At 61.5% G+C, this 16,440-nt stretch carries 17 protein-coding genes and 4 tRNA genes; 13 read left to right on the forward strand and 8 right to left on the reverse strand.

The window, feature by feature from the left end:
• Nucleotides 1-48: 48 nt before the first annotated feature.
• Nucleotides 49-1,281 carry a methyl-accepting chemotaxis protein gene (locus tag ACT7DK_RS16965; protein ID WP_445401225.1) on the reverse strand — a complete coding sequence of 411 codons (1,233 nt, stop codon included), beginning with the start codon at nt 1,279-1,281 and terminating at the stop codon, nt 49-51.
• Nucleotides 1,282-1,422: 141 nt separating this feature from the next.
• Between ACT7DK_RS16965 and ACT7DK_RS16970 the strand changes: the two genes are divergently transcribed.
• Nucleotides 1,423-2,166 (forward strand): phosphatase, encoded by a 744-nt coding sequence (locus ACT7DK_RS16970; RefSeq protein WP_445401227.1) that lies wholly within the window; start codon nt 1,423-1,425, stop codon nt 2,164-2,166.
• Nucleotides 2,167-2,223: 57 nt separating this feature from the next.
• Here the strand turns inward: ACT7DK_RS16970 and ACT7DK_RS16975 are convergent, their stop codons facing one another.
• The 3 genes from ACT7DK_RS16975 to puuE are packed head-to-tail and all read right to left on the reverse strand — an operon-like array spanning nt 2,224 to nt 4,226.
• Nucleotides 2,224-2,733, reverse strand: coding sequence for an ureidoglycolate lyase (locus ACT7DK_RS16975; RefSeq protein ID WP_445401229.1), 510 nt, complete (start codon nt 2,731-2,733; stop codon nt 2,224-2,226).
• A 54-nt stretch (nt 2,734-2,787) separates the two neighbouring features.
• Nucleotides 2,788-3,303, reverse strand: a complete 516-nt coding sequence (gene uraD / locus ACT7DK_RS16980) for a 2-oxo-4-hydroxy-4-carboxy-5-ureidoimidazoline decarboxylase (RefSeq protein ID WP_445401231.1) — start codon at nt 3,301-3,303, stop codon at nt 2,788-2,790.
• Nucleotides 3,303-4,226, reverse strand: coding sequence for an allantoinase PuuE (gene puuE, locus ACT7DK_RS16985; RefSeq protein ID WP_445401233.1), 924 nt, complete (start codon nt 4,224-4,226; stop codon nt 3,303-3,305). The genes uraD and puuE overlap by 1 nt, the downstream gene beginning before the upstream one ends.
• A 360-nt stretch (nt 4,227-4,586) precedes the next feature.
• Here puuE and uraH point away from each other — a divergent pair, with 360 nt between their 5' ends.
• Both uraH and ACT7DK_RS16995 read left to right on the forward strand, forming a co-directional pair.
• Nucleotides 4,587-4,940 (forward strand): hydroxyisourate hydrolase, encoded by a 354-nt coding sequence (gene uraH / locus ACT7DK_RS16990; RefSeq protein ID WP_445401235.1) that lies wholly within the window; start codon nt 4,587-4,589, stop codon nt 4,938-4,940.
• Between the two features lie 93 nt (nt 4,941-5,033).
• Entirely contained in the window at nt 5,034-6,377 is a 1,344-nt protein-coding gene (locus ACT7DK_RS16995; RefSeq protein ID WP_445401237.1) for an NCS2 family permease, read from the forward strand.
• Nucleotides 6,378-6,449: 72 nt separating this feature from the next.
• Here ACT7DK_RS16995 and ACT7DK_RS17000 read toward each other — a convergent pair whose 3' ends face one another.
• Nucleotides 6,450-6,791 carry a DUF3461 family protein gene (locus ACT7DK_RS17000; RefSeq protein WP_445401239.1) on the reverse strand — a complete coding sequence of 114 codons (342 nt, stop codon included), beginning with the start codon at nt 6,789-6,791 and terminating at the stop codon, nt 6,450-6,452.
• A gap of 230 nt (nt 6,792-7,021) precedes the next feature.
• Between ACT7DK_RS17000 and ACT7DK_RS17005 the strand changes: the two genes are divergently transcribed.
• The gene (locus ACT7DK_RS17005; protein ID WP_445401241.1) at nt 7,022-7,321 is read left to right on the forward strand and encodes a hypothetical protein; all 300 of its coding nucleotides are present in this window, start codon (nt 7,022-7,024) and stop codon (nt 7,319-7,321) included.
• A 118-nt stretch (nt 7,322-7,439) separates the two neighbouring features.
• Here ACT7DK_RS17005 and trmB read toward each other — a convergent pair whose 3' ends face one another.
• Complete coding sequence (trmB, locus tag ACT7DK_RS17010; protein WP_445401243.1) at nt 7,440-8,156, reverse strand: tRNA (guanosine(46)-N7)-methyltransferase TrmB; 717 nt, start codon at nt 8,154-8,156, stop codon at nt 7,440-7,442.
• Between the two features lie 153 nt (nt 8,157-8,309).
• On the reverse strand, nt 8,310-9,488 hold the full coding sequence (locus tag ACT7DK_RS17015; protein ID WP_445401245.1) for an aminotransferase-like domain-containing protein: 1,179 nt from the start codon (nt 9,486-9,488) through the stop codon (nt 8,310-8,312).
• 164 nt (nt 9,489-9,652) lie between these two features.
• Between ACT7DK_RS17015 and mutY the strand changes: the two genes are divergently transcribed.
• The 9 genes from mutY to ACT7DK_RS17060 all read left to right on the forward strand — a co-directional run bounded on the left by mutY (nt 9,653) and on the right by ACT7DK_RS17060 (nt 15,182).
• A complete protein-coding gene (gene mutY / locus ACT7DK_RS17020; protein ID WP_445401247.1) occupies nt 9,653-10,711 on the forward strand; it encodes an A/G-specific adenine glycosylase in 1,059 nt (352 codons plus the stop codon).
• Entirely contained in the window at nt 10,708-10,983 is a 276-nt protein-coding gene (locus ACT7DK_RS17025) for an oxidative damage protection protein (protein ID WP_094040171.1), read from the forward strand. Before mutY ends, ACT7DK_RS17025 begins: the two co-directional genes overlap by 4 nt.
• A gap of 94 nt (nt 10,984-11,077) precedes the next feature.
• Nucleotides 11,078-11,153: transfer RNA gene (locus tag ACT7DK_RS17030), tRNA-Phe, on the forward strand.
• Between the two features lie 31 nt (nt 11,154-11,184).
• Nucleotides 11,185-11,260 (forward strand) — tRNA-Phe (locus tag ACT7DK_RS17035).
• A 31-nt stretch (nt 11,261-11,291) separates the two neighbouring features.
• A tRNA-Phe gene (locus tag ACT7DK_RS17040) sits at nt 11,292-11,367 on the forward strand.
• A gap of 8 nt (nt 11,368-11,375) precedes the next feature.
• Nucleotides 11,376-11,451 (forward strand) — tRNA-Thr (locus ACT7DK_RS17045).
• 136 nt (nt 11,452-11,587) lie between these two features.
• Nucleotides 11,588-13,228 carry a diguanylate cyclase domain-containing protein gene (locus ACT7DK_RS17050; RefSeq protein WP_445401250.1) on the forward strand — a complete coding sequence of 547 codons (1,641 nt, stop codon included), beginning with the start codon at nt 11,588-11,590 and terminating at the stop codon, nt 13,226-13,228.
• A gap of 424 nt (nt 13,229-13,652) precedes the next feature.
• On the forward strand, nt 13,653-13,862 hold the full coding sequence (locus ACT7DK_RS17055) for a cold-shock protein (protein WP_094040169.1): 210 nt from the start codon (nt 13,653-13,655) through the stop codon (nt 13,860-13,862).
• A gap of 123 nt (nt 13,863-13,985) precedes the next feature.
• Nucleotides 13,986-15,182 (forward strand): multidrug effflux MFS transporter, encoded by a 1,197-nt coding sequence (locus ACT7DK_RS17060; RefSeq protein WP_445401252.1) that lies wholly within the window; start codon nt 13,986-13,988, stop codon nt 15,180-15,182.
• Here the strand turns inward: ACT7DK_RS17060 and ACT7DK_RS17065 are convergent.
• Nucleotides 15,179-16,351, reverse strand: a complete 1,173-nt coding sequence (locus tag ACT7DK_RS17065; RefSeq protein WP_445401254.1) for an MFS transporter — start codon at nt 16,349-16,351, stop codon at nt 15,179-15,181. The two genes, ACT7DK_RS17060 and ACT7DK_RS17065, sit on opposite strands and share 4 nt — an antisense overlap.
• Nucleotides 16,352-16,440: the final 89 nt, after the last annotated feature.

Raw genomic sequence — 16,440 nt, forward strand, 5'->3', positions numbered from 1 at the left:
GCTTTTAAAAAGCCGATTATGGCGTTCCGCCCAGGCGGACGCAAGGGCTCAGGCCCGCACCTGGGCCATGTTGGCCGCCAGCTGTTCGGCGATCTCGTGCACATGGCCCCGGTCCCGACTCAGGGTGTCCAGCCGGCGGCGCGAGCGCTCAGCCTGGCCCAGCAGTTGTTCCAGGCTCAGATCCAGCTCGGCCATGGCCTCTTCCTGCTCCGACACGGCACCGGCGATGTCCCGGTTCATCCTGCTGAGTTCGGCCACCTGCGCCAATATGTTCTCCAGGCTCTGCATGCCGGCCCGCACCCCGGTGGCGGCATCGGCGCTGGCCTCGGCGTTGCGCGACATCATCTCTATGCTGCGGCTGACCCGCTCGTTGAGGGTTTCGATCATCTGCTGGATGTCCCGGGTGGCGTGCTGGGTGCGCCCCGCCAGGGTACGTACCTCGTCCGCCACCACCGCGAAACCCCGGCCCTGCTCGCCGGCCCGGGCCGCCTCGATGGCGGCGTTGAGCGCCAGCAGGTTGGTCTGCTCGGAGATGGCCTTGATGGTTTCCACTACCGTGCCCACCCGCGCCAGGGTATCGCCCAACACGCGGGAGTCGGATCTGGCCTCCTCGGTGTCGGCCACCAGCCGCTCCATGCCCTGCATGGCATCGCCCATATGGCTGCCCGCCGCCTGGGCGGCACCCTGGGTACGGGCGGTGAGTTCATCCGCCTGGCGGGAGTGGGCGGCCACCTGTTGCACCGCCTGGTTGAGTTCGGCCACCGTCTGCCGGCACTGGGCCACCTGCCGGTGCTGGGTACCCACCTCCTGCCCGGCCTGGCTCACCGCCTCGCCGATATTGCCCACCGCGCCGTGGAGCACCCCGGCGGAGCGCTCCACCAGCTCGAAGGTGGCCGACAGGTGCTGCAGGGTGGCATCGATGGCCGAGCCTATCTTGCCGAATTCGTCCTCGCCGGAAAATCCGACCCGCTGCTCGAGCCGGCCCGTCGCCACCCGGGCCATAACGCCCTCGATATGGCCGAGCAGCGGCAGCAGGTTGTCGCTCACCGCCCGGGCCAGCAGCCAGAGCAGGACGACCAGCCCCGCCACCGCGGCCAGCACCCCGCCCAGGCCGCCGGCCGAAGCCCCGTCCTGGGCCGCCAGCTCGCGCCACAGCTGCCAGTAGCCGTAGAGCAATCCCAACAGACCGAGGGTAGCCAGGTAACAGGTAAGCATCAGTTTCTGTCTGAGGGAAATGTTCATCAGCAGGCGATCGCGCCAGCCTATCTTGAGTGCGTCCATGCAGTCACCTTTACGTTAAATATTTTCATATAGAAATAACATGGAGTGCCGGCTGGAACAAGGCTCCTGTGATGACCACATCGTCGCGGCAACCGGCCGGTTTTTGCTATGCTGGTCCCAGTCCGCTCAGGGAGAAACCCCATGACCTATCTCGTCGATACCCACAGCCATACGGTGGCCAGCACCCATGCCTACAGCACGGTGCACGACTACCTGCCCATCGCCCGTGCCCGCGGCATCAAGCTGTTCGCCCTCACCGATCACGGCCCGAACATGGCCGACGCCCCCCACTACTGGCACTTCGTCAACATGAGGGTGCTGCCCCGGGTGGTGGACGGGGTGGGCATACTGCGCGGCATCGAGGCCAACATCAGGAACGAGGCGGGGGAGATCGACTTCCCCGAGCGCTACTTAGGCTGCCTGGACCTGGTGGTGGCCGGCTTCCACGAGCCGGTGTTCCCGCCGGCGGACCGGGCCCGTCATACCACCGCCATGATCAATGCCATCAAGAGCGGCAAGGTGGACATCATCAGCCATCCGGGCAACCCGGCCTACCCCATCGACATAGCGGCGGTGGCGGCGGCGGCGGCCGAACACCGGGTGGCGCTGGAGATCAACAACTCCTCCTTCAACCACTCGCGCCAGGGCAGCGAGGCCAACTGTCGGGCCATAGTGGCGGCGGCGCGGGACAGCGGCGCCTGGCTCGCCTTCGGCTCCGACTCCCACGTGGCCTTCACCCTGGGCCAGTTCGAGCACTGCCACCGGCTGGTGACCGAGCTGGACTTTCCCCGGGAGCGGATACTGGCGACGGATCCGGACAAGTTGCTGAGCTTTCTGGAGCGGCGGGGACATCCGCGCATCGCGGAATTTGATGAGTTGCGTTGAAGACGTCAGGGGCGGCCCGGAGCCGCCTCTTCTTTACACGGCAGGCAAAAGGGAAACTCAGCCCAGTTCCAGGCTCAGCTGGACGGACTCGTCGAAGAAGAATTCGTCGCAGTTGTTGCCGGGGCCGCTGCGATCCACCACCAGGAACTCATCGTCGTCGCGCAGCGCCAGTATCGGGTGGTGCCACACGCCCCTGTGGTAGTTCACGCCCTGACGGCCGCTGGCACGGAAGGCGCGCACGGTGGACGGGTCTATGTTCATGCCGCCGTCGCCAACCGGCGCCACCACCAGCAAAAAATCGTGACCGAACAAGGGAATGAAGGACTGGGAGCCGAAGGGATGGCGCTCCAGCATCTTTATCGACAGCGGGTAGTCCAGGGTCTTGGCCCGGAAGATGCTGATGATGCCCTGGCCCTGTTCGTCCAGCTGCACCTCGCCCAGCTTGTGGTAGCGGCGGGTAGAGCCGTTGTTGATCATGAAGTAATCGCGGCCTTCGGACTCGATCACGTCGCCGAAGGGTGCGAAGGCTTCCCTGGTCAGCGGCTCTATCTTGAGGGTTTTGATCATTTCTGCCTCCGAAAACGGATAAAAAAACGGGGCGCCGAAGCACCCCTGGCCCGGTTACATTTCGTTCAAGCGAAATAGGGCTATCTTGTTGATTTCCTTGACGGCACGATCGAACTCGGCGTCATAGTCGTTATGGATGCGCTCTTCGAAGGCGGCCAGGATCTGATGCCGGTTCGAGCCCTTCACCGCCATGATAAAGGGGAAAGCGAACTTTTCTTTATAGGCGTTGTTCAGCTCGGTGAAACGGGCGAACTCCTCGGGGGTGCACTGGTTGATGCCGGCACCGGCCTGCTCGTTGGTGGAGGCCTCGGTCAGCTCGCCACGCTGGGCAGCCTTGCCGGCCAGATCCGGGTGGGCATTGATCAGCGCCAGCTGGGCGTCCTTGTCGGCGGCCAGCAGCACAGCCGCCATGCGGGCATGCAGGCGTTCGATCTCGTCGTCCTCGGCGCTCAGGCCCTGGTCGAAGGCGGTTTCCGCCACCCAGGCGGAATGCTCGTAGATGTCGGCGAAGGCCGCCACGAAGTCGGCGCGGCCCATGGTGCTGGGGGTACAGGTCTTAAACCGGCTCATTAGTTGTTTCCTTTAAAAGGGTGATGCTCGTGCCAGTGCTTGGCGATGTCGATGCGGCGGGTGAACCAGACCCGGTCGTGGCTGCGGGCATACTTGATGAAGCGCTCCAGCGCAGCCATGCGGGCGGGCCGGCCCAGCAGGCGGCAGTGCATGCCGATGGACAGCATCTTGGGCGCCTCTGCCCCTTCTGCGTACAGCACGTCGAAGGCATCCTTCAGATACTGGTAGAACTGCTCGCCGCTGTTGAATCCCTGCTGGGTGGCGAAGCGCATGTCATTGGTGTCCAGGGTATAGGGGATAACCAGGTGACCCTTGCCGTTGTTGTCGACCCAGTAGGGCAGATCGTCGGCATAGGAGTCCGAGTCGTACATAAAGCCGCCCTCCTCCATCACCAGCTTGCGGGTGTTGGGGCTGTCGCGGCCGGTATACCAGCCGAGGGGGCGCTGGCCACAGATGCGTTCGATGATCTCGATGGCCTTGTACAGCTGCTCGCGTTCTTCCTGCTCGTCCATCCACTGGTAGGTGATCCACTTGTAGGCGTGGGAGCAGATCTCGTGCCCCTCCTCCACGAACACCTTGGCCAGTTCCGGATAACGCTCGAGGGCGGTGGCCACGGCGAAGACTGTGAGCGGAATGTCGTACTGCTTGAACAGGCGCAGCAGACGCCAGACGCCGGCCCGGCTGCCATACTCATAGACCGACTCCATGCTCATGTGGCGTACGCCTTCCCAAGGCTGCGCACCGGGCAGCTCGGACAAAAAGGCTTCGGACTCGCCATCCCCGTGCAGTACGTTGCGCTCGCCGCCTTCTTCATAGTTCAGCACGAAGGAAATGGCGACACGCGCATCACCGGGCCATTTGGGGTGAGGAGGATTGGCTCCATACCCGATGAGGTCACGGGGATAGTCTTTATTTTGGCTCATCGGAAAACTCCTTGAAAACGCAAGTTTAAAAACCGGCCGAGACAAGCGTGAAGGGGGCTTGCCGGTCATGGTGATGACTTCATTGTATACAATAAAATCAATATATGTAAATAACAGGTTTAGTTTTTGTATCGGATATTGTCTGGAATTCTTGCTTTGCAGTGCCAAAGCAAAGACAATCTTACCCGATCAAGGTAGATAGGCGCCTGATGGCACAGCAGCCCGAGCTCATTGTACACATTTTTGTTAATTAAATGTAGACGAGAGAATTTATCTTGATGTAAAATTAATTCTGTCGACGCACTGCGAAGACAGTACCTTGGACTAACAGAGACGCGTAACACGCGCAAGGTAACTAAAATGGGAAAACTAACTACACACGTATTGGATACCGCCAAGGGCCTGCCGGGCTCCGAGATCAAAGTTGAACTGTACCGGGTTGAAGGCGAGCAAACCACGCTGATCAACACCGTCTACACCAACCACGACGGCCGTACCGATGCGCCCATCCTGGCAGGTGACGACTATGTATCCGGCAAATACCAGCTGGTGTTCCACACCTCCAGTTACTTTAAGAAACAAGGTATTGAGCTGCTCGAGCCGGCCTTCCTGGACGACGTTGTCATCCGCTTCGGGATCGCCGCCGGCGAAGAGCATTACCACGTACCCCTGCTGATCGCGCCCTACAGCTACTCTACCTACAGAGGCAGCTGACGGGTCGCAGACGGCTCCTGCCAATGCCGTGGACGAAGGAAAATCGTGCGGCATTGGCAGTCTGCAACTCAACCTACTCGAGGACTTCTGGTCATGGAACACATCAAGAATGAGCCAACACCTCAAACCCTCCCGGCTTCCGGGGGCCTGCTGGACAGGTGGTTCAAGTTAAGCGCCCACGGCACTTCGGTCAAAACCGAGCTGGTGGCGGGGCTGACCACCTTCATCACCATGGCATACATTATTTTTGTTAACCCAAACATCATGTCCGCCTCGGGTATGGATGCGGGCGCCGTGTTCGTGGCCACCTGCATCGGTGCCGCCATCGCCACCCTGTTCATGGGACTGTACGCCAACTGGCCGGTCGGTCTGGCGCCGGGCATGGGCCTGAACGCCTTCTTCGCCTTCACCGTGGTCGGGGAGATGGGCTACAGCTGGGAAGTGGCGCTGGGCGCCGTGTTCTGGTCCGGCGTGATCTTCACCGCCATGAGCTTCTGGAAAATCCGTGAGTGGGTGCTCGATTCCATTCCCGAATCCCTGCGCTACGCCATGACCGCGGGCGTGGGCCTGTTCCTCGGCCTGATCGGCCTGAAAACCGCCGGCATAGTGGTGGAAAGCCCGGCCACCCTGGTGACCCTGGGCGACTTCACCAAGCCCAGCGCCCTGCTGGCCGCCGTCTGCTTCCTGATCATCTCCATCCTGGTCCATCGCCAGGTGTTCGGCGCCGTGCTGATCGGGGTGCTGAGCGTAACCCTGATCGGCCTGTTCATGGGCATCGTCGAATACAACGGCATCTTCGCCATGCCGCCCAGCATCGAGCCCACCTTTATGAAGCTGGACATCATGGGCGCGCTGGACATCGGCATGATCACCGTGATCCTGGCCTTCCTGTTCGTCAACATGTTCGACACCGCCGGCACCCTGATGGGCGTGGCCGAGCGCGCCAACCTGCGCCGCCCCGACGGCAGCATCGAAGGGCTGAAGAAATCCCTGAAGGCCGACAGCGCCTCCTCGGTGATCGGCACCTTCGTCGGCTGTCCGCCGGTAACCAGCTACGTGGAAAGCGCCGCCGGCGTGGCCGCCGGGGGCCGTACCGGCCTGACCGCCGTGACCATCGCCGCGCTGTTCCTGCTGTCCATGTTCCTGGCTCCCCTGGCCGGCATGATACCTCCCTACGCCACCGCCGGCGCCCTGATCTTCGTGGCCTTCGCCATGATGAGCAGCCTGGCCAAGATCGAGTGGGACGACTTCACCGAAATGGCCCCGGCCGCGGTAACCGCGCTGATGATGCCGCTGACCTTCTCCATCGCCAACGGCATCGCCATGGGCTTCGTCACCTACACGGTGTTGAAGATGGCCACCGGCCACCCGCGCGACGTGTCCATCAGCGTCTACATCCTGAGCGCCATCTTTATCGCCAAGTTCGTGTTTATGTAAGGCGCTGTCCCCCGCAGAACAAAAAAACCACCGGCTCACACCGGTGGTTTTTTATGATCTTTGCCACCCGGCTCAGGCCGGCCGTTGCGCCAGCCGTCTCTTGATCTCCGTCATCTTGTCCTCCATTACCCGTTCGAACTGCTCCAGGCTGCGCAGTATGGCCGCCCGGGGATCGGTGTTGCGTCGCTCCAGAAGCTGCCCGAGCTCCTCCACCGCCTGCTGCAGGGCGATACGCACCTCGGGGTTTTGGCTGCGGGGAAAGCGAAACTTGAGGCTGGCCGGCCGGCAGGATCCGGAAGAACGTTCGAAGCAGACCTTGAGTTCATCGTGATCGCTTCGCGGCCTGACCTGGAAGCGGCTGATCTGGTCGAGATCCTCGATGCCCATGGCGGTCAGGGTGGAAAAGGTTGCCATAATACTTGTCTCCATTGGCCGGCCCGGCGAACGCCGGCGCCACGGCGTGGTTTACATCTCGTTAACACGAGAGTAATCCCCGGCCTCCCGTCCCATTAGAGCCAGTCGGGCACCCCGGCTGAGTCCAGCTGGTCCCATCCCCGTCCCCGTGCTGGCGCTAACCACCGGCGACCGGGGGGCCTAGATTGGTGAGCTGAACCATCACTATTCCACTCCTAGAGGGAAGCGTTATGTCGACACCACAGGAAGTCACCATCAAGCTGGATGAGCCGACCAGCGCGCTCTTTGCCGAATACCAGGCCTATACCCGGGTCAGCCCCGAGCACTATCTGCAACAGTTGCTGGAAAAGACCCTGCCTACCCTGGCAGCCATGGTCGACGCCCTGCGCGAGGCGGGAGGAGACGAGCAGGCGGTGATGGAGCTGTTCGGCAAGAAGATGGCGGAGTCACTGCTCAGGCAGCAGGCAGCCAGGGGCGGAGTGGAAGGGATGTCGCCCCCGGTCACGCCGTTGTCGCCACAGGGGGATTAGGGAATGAATAGGGCCCGTTCAGGCGGGCCCAGAAGGACAGTGCGGCTTCGGCCAACCATGCCGGCCGTCCGGATGCTTTTCTTCGCGGGCATGATGGCAGGACAGGTGATCCTTTAGTTCAGGCGGTGCGGCTAAAAATCAGATCCCAGACCCCGTGGCCCAGGCGATGGCCGCGCTGCTCGAACTTGGTGAGCGGACGGTAATCGGGCCGGGGCATGTAGTCTCCCTCGGGGGCGACGTTGGCGTAGCCGGGGGCGGCCTGCATCACCTCCAGCATATGTTCGGCGTAGTTTTCCCAGTCGGTAGCCATATGGAATTCGCCGCCGATCCTGAGCTTGCTGCGCACCATTTCCACGAAGGCTGGCTGTACGATGCGCCGCTTGTGGTGGCGTTTCTTGTGCCAGGGGTCGGGGAAGAACAGCTGCACCCGATCCAGGCTCTGCTCGGGCAGCATCTGTTCGAACACTTCCACCGCGTCGTGGCACATCACCCGCAGGTTGGTCAGCCCGGCCTCGGCGGCCGCCATCAGACAGGCGCCCACCCCCGGGGTATGTACTTCTATGCCGATAAAATCCTGCTCCGGCGCCGCCTTGGCCATCTCCACCAGGGACGCGCCCATGCCGAAGCCGATTTCCAGCACCCGGGGTGCGCTGCGGCCGAACACCGCGTCCAGGTCCAGCAACCGGCCACTGAACTCCAGCCCCATCACCGGCCACTGCTCGGCCAGGGCCTTTTCCTGGCCCTTGGTCAGGCGGCCTTCCCGACGCACGAAGCTGCGGATCTTGCGCTTGCGCAGTTCGTCCTCGGTTTGAACGGGCGGGTGTTGATCTGTCATCTGCTTTCTCCGGCTGGCTTGGGAAGGCGAATTATCCAAAGTTAGCCCAAAGGTGCAAGGGCAAAAAACGTCAGGCTGCAAGCGAGAAGCGTTCACCAGATATAAAAAAGCCGCCGGTATAAACCGGCGGCTGTTTGCGGCCGATAGCCGCGCTCAAAGCACCTGCTGGATAACCCGGCCCAGCCGGCTGATGCCTTCCTCTATGGTGGCAGCATCGGCGCCGGAATAGCTGAAGCGGGCGGTGTTGAGGATATCCGGACGCACATAGAAGGGCCGGCCCGGCACGAAGGCCACGTTTTCCTTGATCGCCAGGTCGAACAAGTCCATGGCGCTCAGGTGCTGTGGCAGTTTCAGCCACAGGAACATGCCACCCTCGGGCCGGGTAAAGTCGAGGCCGGGGCAGTGACGCAGCAGCGCCTGCTCCATGGCGTTTTTCTGCTGGCCGTAGACGGTGCGGATACGATCGATATGGGCGTCCAGGCTGTTGTCCTGCAGGTAGCTGTACAGCACCTGCTGCACGAAGCCGTTGGTGTGCAGGTCGGATGCCTGCTTGGCGATGGTGATCTTCTGACGCAGCCAGTCCGGCACCACCATCCAGCCCAGGCGGAAGGAGGGCACCACCACCTTGGAGAAGGAGCCGAGCAGCACCACGTTTTCGGGAGCCAGCTTGGCGATGGGCGGCAGGTGCTCGCCTTCGAAGCGCAGCTCGCCGTAGGGGTTGTCTTCCACCATCAGCACATTGTGCCTGATCAGCCGCTCGGCCACCGCCCGGCGTTTTTCCAGGCTATAGCTCAGGCCCGACGGGTTCTGGAAGTTGGTCACCCCGTACATCAGCCGGGCATGGTTGGGCTCGGCCAGCAGGGCGTCCAGCTCGGCCAGATCCGGGCCGTCGTCGTTGAGGGAAACACCGCGGAAGTTGGGCTGGTAGACCGACAGCGCCTGGATAGCCCCCAGGTAGCCCGGCTCCTCGATGATCAGATCCGAGCCCTCGTCCACCAGCACCTTGCCGATCAGATCCAGCGCCTGCTGGGAGCCGTTGGTGATCAGTATGTTATCCGGCGATACCTGCAGGCCGTGCTGGAGGTGGTAGCGCTCGGCGATGTACTCGCGCAACGGGCCGAAGCCCTCGGTGGCGGCATATTGCAGCGCGCCGTTGCCCTTGTTCTGCAGCACCTTGGCCGTGGCCACTTCCAGCTCCTCGCTCGGGAAGAAGTCGGGGTTGGGCAGACCACCGGCGAAGGAGATCACTGCCGGATTGACGGCGACTTTGAGGATTTCACGGATGAAGGAAGGCTCTACCTTGGCAAAGCGCTGGGCAAAAAAGGGCTGCATAGAGGTCTCTCTGATTACGGGCATGGCGGGCGCCAACAAAACCCTTCTTTTGTATCAGAAAACATTGGAATAACAAACCACAAACAACAGCTGTGTTTCGCGGGTTTGCACTGGCCCCGACGCTGTGCTCTGATCTCCCCATTCGAATCGACTTTCCGACCACAGTGAGCACAACCTCCTTCGCCGAACGCATACTGGCCTGGTATCAGCAACATGGCCGCAAGACCCTGCCCTGGCAGCAGCACAAGATCCCCTACCGGGTGTGGGTGTCCGAGATCATGCTACAGCAGACCCAGGTCGCCACCGTCATCCCCTACTATGAGCGCTTTATGGTGCGCTTTCCCGACGTGGTCAGCCTGGCCGACGCCGAGCCGGACGAGGTGCTACACCACTGGACCGGACTCGGCTACTACGCCCGGGCCCGCAACCTGCACAAGGCGGCCCAGGTGATCCGCGATCACTACCAGGGGCGCTTTCCCGAACGCTTCGAAGAGGTACTGGGCCTGCCGGGCATAGGCCGCTCCACCGCCGGGGCCGTGTTATCCCTGTCCCTGGGCCAGCATCACGGCATCCTAGACGGCAACGTCAAGCGGGTGCTGAGCCGCTGGCTGGCCCAGGAAGGCTGGCCCGGTAAGAAAGAGGTGGAAAACGCCCTCTGGCAGCAGGTGGAACGACTCACGCCCAAAAAGGGGGTGAGCCAGTATAACCAGGCGATGATGGATATCGGCGCCACCATCTGCACCCGCAGCAAGCCCAAATGCGAGCAGTGCCCGGTGCGGGACGACTGTCGGGGGCTAGCACTGGGCACGCCCGCCGCCTTTCCCCACGGCAAACCGAAGAAGAGGGTGCAGCCGGAAAAACGGGCCAGCTTTCTGCTGCTCAAATGCCAACAGCAGATCCTGCTGGTGCAACGCCCGCCCCAGGGACTCTGGGGCGGACTCTACTGCTTTCCCGAGTTCAGAGACCAGGACGAGCTCAAGTCCTGGCTCAAACGGTACCCGCAAGCCGGCGAGCCCCGTCCCCTGCCCGGCTTTCGCCATACTTTCAGCCATTTCCACCTGGATATCGAGCCCTGGCTGGTGGAATTGTCCCGCTTGCCGGCCGAGGTCATGGCGGGGGATGAGCGTCTTTGGTATAACTTGCAGCAACCCGCATCGGTAGGCCTGGCTGCCGCCACCAAGAAACTGCTGGCCTACCCGCAACTGCAAGAGAGGAACCGATGAGCCGCACTATTTTTTGCCAGCGTTTACAGAAAGAGGCCGAAGGCCTGGATTTCCAGCTTTATCCGGGCGAGCTCGGCAAGCGCATCTACGATCACATCTCCAAGGAAGCCTGGGCCGACTGGCAGAAAAAGCAGACCATGCTGATCAACGAGAAGAAACTCAACATGATGAACGCCGAGCACCGCCAGTTGCTGGAGCAGGAGATGGTGGCCTACCTGTTCGAGGGCGCCGACGTGAAAATCGAGGGCTACACCCCCCCTTCCGCAGAGTAAATCGCCGCGTTGTTCAAGGCTTGAGCGAACGCGCTCAGGCCTTCCAAAAAGCGGTTGACTTGCCCTGACCAATCCTATTTAATGGCGCCCCGTTGCCCAGATAGCTCAGTCGGTAGAGCAGGGGATTGAAAATCCCCGTGTCGGTGGTTCGATTCCGCCTCTGGGCACCATTTTCAGGTGCTCTTTTAATTAAGACTCCCAGCCCAGATAGCTCAGTCGGTAGAGCAGGGGATTGAAAATCCCCGTGTCGGTGGTTCGATTCCGCCTCTGGGCACCACTTTCAGGTGCTCTTTTAATTAAGACTCCCAGCCCAGATAGCTCAGTCGGTAGAGCAGGGGATTGAAAATCCCCGTGTCGGTGGTTCGATTCCGCCTCTGGGCACCATATCCTTAGCCGGCATAGCTCAGTTGGTAGAGCAACTGACTTGTAATCAGTAGGTCGAGGGTTCGACTCCTTCTGCCGGCACCATCCCAACCAGCCAGAACGCTGGTTTTTTTGTTTCCGCCAAACGCCCTGCCATGTGATGCCTTTCATCCCCGGTCGGCATGATGGAACATCCTTGCGCCCAGGCAAAAATATTGCTAGTGATTAAAGCCATTGCAGGATGCAACACACCGGGCGAGTCACCTTGAACAGTCTCCTCATTCGCAAGCACTCTCAGGGCATCATACTGGTTGTGATCGCCATGCTGGGCATTTACCTGTCCTTTGACGCTTACTCCAGGAGCATGGCCTTTCATGCCCAGCTTCGGCACAAGGAGTTTGAACGCCTGGCCCAGGTTCAGGCGCTGCGAGCCCAGCAATTCATCGATAACGCCCGGGAATTACTGAACGCCTTCAAGGGCCTCTTCACGGCTTCGGAAGAATTGACACGTGAGGAATACCATCGCTTCGTCACCTCGGTGATCGGCTCTTACCCGGAAGTCATAGCGGTGCACTGGGCTCCCCGGGTCTCCCATGACCAACGCCCCCGGGTAGAAGCTGAACTGGCGACCCGGGGCCTTGCGCCTCTCGGTATCTTTGATACCACGGAAACGGCGGATTCGGTGGTACGCGCGCCTGCACGCGAAGAATATTTCCCCATCCTCTTTGCCGAGCCACAAGAGTTCAACCATGCCGTAGCCGGCCTCGATACCTTGCAACGCCCCCACAACGCTCCCGCCGTCAGGCAGGTTATCCGGCTGGGACATCAGCTCAGCAGTGCCCCCTTTCACATCGTTCAGGATCCGGACGGTCCTCTCACCGTCGCCATCTACCAGCCCATTTACGCCTTGCCCGGTGTTCCCGTATCGAAAGAGGTCATGGGGCTGGTTATTCTGATGCTGCAACCTGAGGTATTACTGCGGGACCTGATCAAGGATGAAGAATTCAACAGTCGGCTGCGCCTGCTGGATGTGACCGAAGAGCCCGCGCAACCCATCTATCCCGACGTCCTCTTGCCGGCGGCCCCCGATGAACTCAGCTTTCAACTCGAGCTGCCGGGCCGCAGGTGGCAGTTGTCCTTGTCTCCTTCCGAGCAATTCCTGGCCACCCATAGCAGTTGGCAGCCCCTGTGGCTGTTGACCTCCTCCCTCTTGCTCACCGTCGTCCTGATGGCCTTTATCACCAAATCCCTACACGATGCCAGGGCCCTGTCGCATACCAACGCGCAACTGTTACTCCGCCAGAAAGAACTGGATACATTGGCCTACTATGACCATCTAACCGGACTGCCCAACCGATCTCTGCTGGCCGACCGGGTAAAGCAGGCCTTCCACTCCGATCAACGCCAGGGCGGCTTCTCCGCCCTCGGCATCCTCGACCTGGACGGGTTCAAAGAGGTCAATGACAGCCTGGGTCATCAGGCGGGTGATGAGTTGCTGGCCCGCTTGTCCAGGCGCATGCTCAGGGTATTGCGGGCCACCGATACCATAGCCAGGATCGGTGGCGATGAGTTCGTGATCCTGCTGCAGGGGCTGCGCAGCAGGGAAATGGCCGAGCAGAGCCTGCAACGCCTGTTGGACGAAATAGCCAGGCCGGTCACCCTGGAGAGAGGGCATATCATCCTGTCCGCCAGCATCGGCATGGTGCTGCCCTGCAATGCAGAGCTGGGGCTGGAAAGCTGGCTCGCTCAGGCGGACAGCGCCATGTATCGGGCCAAGCACGCCGGTAAGGGACACTATGTGATCGTCGCCCCGGCAATAGCCGGCACGGCTTCGAATGAAAGCACGCCCCCAACCGGGATCACGCCGGCAAATACAAGCTGACGTCAACCTGGGCAAACAGCCGAGGCAGGCTGCCCGCACAATCCAAGATATTTCCCCCGGACACTGGGGGTCTGCTTGGCCGTATTCGCCCACGGCCTCGATCGTTTTACTTACCTCGGCGCAGCCATTCAACAAATCCCAAAGCGCCTCAACGCAAATGCCCCCAACCGCGAATAAGCTCTTTCGGTGCGCGCAAAACCCGCAGCCACCCGCTTCTGTTAAAGTTCGATGAAAGCACTCCTGCTCACAAAAATACCTGTTGACCCCCATCTGGTAACGGGTTAGAGTGACCCCAGCTCGAAGAATACGGCTATATTTATGTTCTTGTTACGAAGTTCCTAGTAGTACCTCGTCCTGTATTTCATAAGTTAAACCGGTATTTTTCTAAGCTATTTACAATGCAAGTTTGTTACAGGATTTAGGTATGTCTAATATCGTTAAAGGTAAAGTAAAGTTCTTCAATGAATCCAAAGGATTCGGTTTCATCGAGCAAGAACAAGGTCCTGACGTGTTCGTACACTTCAGCGCCATCCAGACCCAGGGTTTCAAAACTCTGTCTGAAGGCCAAGCAGTACAGTTCACTGTAGCTCAAGGCCAGAAAGGTCCTCAGGCTGAGAACGTAGTTCCTCTGTAAGAGACTACCTCACCAAGAATTCCTAAGCCGTGCCTCCGGGCGCGGCTTTTTTATTTCCCTCCCCTGATTTTTGTTGACCCAGAGGTTATAATCGCTCCTTTTTTCCGCAAAGGAACAGATTACATGGCAAAAAGCCCCGTCATCAGCCTGGTTCTGCTGCTGCTTCCCCTGATCCTGTTCGGCCCCATGGGCATCGACATCTACCTGCCGGCCATGCCACAGATGGCGCAATCGCTCTCGGTGAGTTCGGCCAGCATCCAGCTCAGCCTGTCGGTGTTCATGCTGGCGGTGGGCCTGGGGCAGCTGGTGTTCGGTCCCCTGGTAGATAACAAGGGGCGGCGCGTCGTCGCCCTCTGTGCCATCGGCCTGTTTTTTACCGGCTCCCTGATCGCCGCCCTGGCACAGGAACTGCCAATGCTGTTGCTGGGTCGCCTTATCCAGGGGCTGGGCGCCTGTGGCACCTCGGTGGTGGCCTTTGCGGTGGTACGGGACAAACTCGATGCCGCCGACAGCGCCCGGGCCTACTCCTATCTCAATGGCGCCCTCTGCCTGGCCCCGGCATTGGCGCCGGTTCTGGGCGCCTGGCTGAGCCTGCGCTTCGGCTGGCAGGCCAACTTCGTGTTCCTGGCTCTGTTCGCCGCCCTGGCCCTGGTGCTGGTGATGGCTCGCCTGCGGGAAAGCCGCCCGGCCCATACCCGCCATCAGCCGCTGCTCTCCCCCCGCGCCTATCAGGCGGTGTGGCGGCACCGGGCCTTTCGGGTCTATGTATTGACCTGCGTCGCCGCCATGGGCAGCATCCTCACCTATGTGACCTTCGCGCCTCTGATCCTGATGGAGCAATTGGGGCTGAGCGAGGCCCAGTTTGCCCTGGCCTTCGGCGCCAACGCCCTGGTGGTGATGGCGGCCAGCTTTTCCGCTCCCCGGCTGAGCCGGCGCCTGGGCCGCCACCGGGTGGTCAAGCGGGGTTCCCTCTGCCTGCTCGGCGGCGGCCTCGCCATGCTGCTCTGGCTGCCTTCGGCCCCCTCCGTCTGGTCCTTTATGCTGCCGGTGGCACTTTGCTCGCTAGGCTTTTCGCTGGTGCTGGGCGCGGCGGCGGCTTCTGCCATGGCGCCCTTCGCGGACCGGGCCGGCCGGGCCGCCGCCCTGCTCGGCTGCCTGCAGATGGCCGGCGCCGCCACCGCCTCTTACCTGGCGTCGCACTTGCCGTTGTCACCGGCGGAGGCCTGCGCCGCCACCATCATGCTGCTGGCCACCCTGGCGCTGCTGGCCTTGAGTAGACTGCCCCTGGAGCAACGGCGGCTGGCCGATGCGGATGCCTAGACAAGCCCCACGGCGTACCAGGACAACCCCTTCAGCACCACGGCTCCCAGCACTATGCACAGGCCCAGGCTGAAAGCGGTATCCACCCCCACATAGACCAGCCCGGCGCTCAGCAAGCCGGCACTCAGCATCTGCAGGGCGCCGGACAGGGCCGCCGCCGCCCCGGCCAGCTCCCGATAGGGCTCCAGCAGCCGGCTCATGGCATTGGGAAAGGCCATGCCGTTGCCCAGGGCCTGAACAAAGATGCCCACTATCATCCAGGCCGGCTGCAGGGGAGCCAGCAGCACCCAGAGGCCGGCGGCGAACTGGATAAAGGGGCTCAGGCGCAAGACCTGCTCGGCCCGGACCCGGTGTTGGATGCGGTTGTTGATGATGCCACCCAGCAGCAGCCCCATGGCCGGCAACAGCGCCCAGTGCCCGTATTCCGCCGCGCTCATGCCGATCTGCTGCTGCATCACATAGGGCATGACCGATACCGAGACCATCATCAGTGAAAACTGTCCCCACAACATGCCGCCATGGCCCAGAAAATGCCGCTCACCCAACAGGCGCCGATAGTTGGCGACCACCCCCGCCAGGCTGAGGCGGTGCCGCTCGCCGTTGTGAGTCTCCCGAAAGCCGGCCAGCAGCAGCAACCAGAGGATGAGCAGGTAGAGCAGCATGGCGACGAAGACACTGTACCAGCCCAGATGGTGACCGATCAGGCCGCCCAGGGCAGGAGCCAGTATGGGAGTAAAGGCTGCCGCCATGGCCACATAGGAAAGGGCATTGCGCAGCCCAGGTCCATCGAAGCTGTCGCGCAGCATGGCCCGCGACACCACGGCGCCACAGCCGGCGCCCAGCCCCTGCAACAGACGGCCCAGCAACAGCCACTCGAACGAAAGCCCCGGCACCAGGCAGAGCGCCACGCCCAGCAACGCCACCGCCAAGCCGGCCAGCAGCACGGGGCGGCGGCCACGGGCGTCGCTCAGGGGACCATACAGCAGTTGTATCGGACCGAAGGCCAGCAGGTAGGCGGAAATCAGCCACTGCACCCGATCCGGCTGCTCGGCCAGGGCCTGGCTGATGGCCGGCAGCACCGGAAACAACAGGCCGATGCTCAGTTGCCCCATGCTGACGATGAGACAGGCCAGCACTATGGTGCCGGAGGTACTGACGGGCTGGGCCAAGGTTGCTCCTCTGTTATTGGATTAATGTGAGCTTTACTTTGACAAGGCGGGCATTCATTAAGCACAATCAAGATTGCAAAATAACAAAC

This window comes from Zobellella sp. An-6 (assembly GCF_052487945.1).

Bases quoted from the DNA above. Each gene is read 5' to 3' on its own strand.
- ACT7DK_RS16965 (WP_445401225.1), bottom strand. From the start codon at position 1,281: ATGGACGCACTCAAGATAGGCTGGCGCGATCGCCTGCTGATGAACATT.
- ACT7DK_RS16970 (WP_445401227.1), top strand. From the start codon at position 1,423: ATGACCTATCTCGTCGATACCCACAGCCATACGGTGGCCAGCACCCAT.
- ACT7DK_RS16975 (WP_445401229.1), bottom strand. From the start codon at position 2,733: ATGATCAAAACCCTCAAGATAGAGCCGCTGACCAGGGAAGCCTTCGCA.
- uraD (WP_445401231.1), bottom strand. From the start codon at position 3,303: ATGAGCCGGTTTAAGACCTGTACCCCCAGCACCATGGGCCGCGCCGAC.
- puuE (WP_445401233.1), bottom strand. From the start codon at position 4,226: ATGAGCCAAAATAAAGACTATCCCCGTGACCTCATCGGGTATGGAGCC.
- uraH (WP_445401235.1), top strand. From the start codon at position 4,587: ATGGGAAAACTAACTACACACGTATTGGATACCGCCAAGGGCCTGCCG.
- ACT7DK_RS16995 (WP_445401237.1), top strand. From the start codon at position 5,034: ATGGAACACATCAAGAATGAGCCAACACCTCAAACCCTCCCGGCTTCC.
- ACT7DK_RS17000 (WP_445401239.1), bottom strand. From the start codon at position 6,791: ATGGCAACCTTTTCCACCCTGACCGCCATGGGCATCGAGGATCTCGAC.
- ACT7DK_RS17005 (WP_445401241.1), top strand. From the start codon at position 7,022: ATGTCGACACCACAGGAAGTCACCATCAAGCTGGATGAGCCGACCAGC.
- trmB (WP_445401243.1), bottom strand. From the start codon at position 8,156: ATGACAGATCAACACCCGCCCGTTCAAACCGAGGACGAACTGCGCAAG.
- ACT7DK_RS17015 (WP_445401245.1), bottom strand. From the start codon at position 9,488: ATGCAGCCCTTTTTTGCCCAGCGCTTTGCCAAGGTAGAGCCTTCCTTC.
- ACT7DK_RS17025 (WP_094040171.1), top strand. From the start codon at position 10,708: ATGAGCCGCACTATTTTTTGCCAGCGTTTACAGAAAGAGGCCGAAGGC.
- ACT7DK_RS17050 (WP_445401250.1), top strand. From the start codon at position 11,588: ATGCAACACACCGGGCGAGTCACCTTGAACAGTCTCCTCATTCGCAAG.
- ACT7DK_RS17055 (WP_094040169.1), top strand. From the start codon at position 13,653: ATGTCTAATATCGTTAAAGGTAAAGTAAAGTTCTTCAATGAATCCAAA.
- ACT7DK_RS17060 (WP_445401252.1), top strand. From the start codon at position 13,986: ATGGCAAAAAGCCCCGTCATCAGCCTGGTTCTGCTGCTGCTTCCCCTG.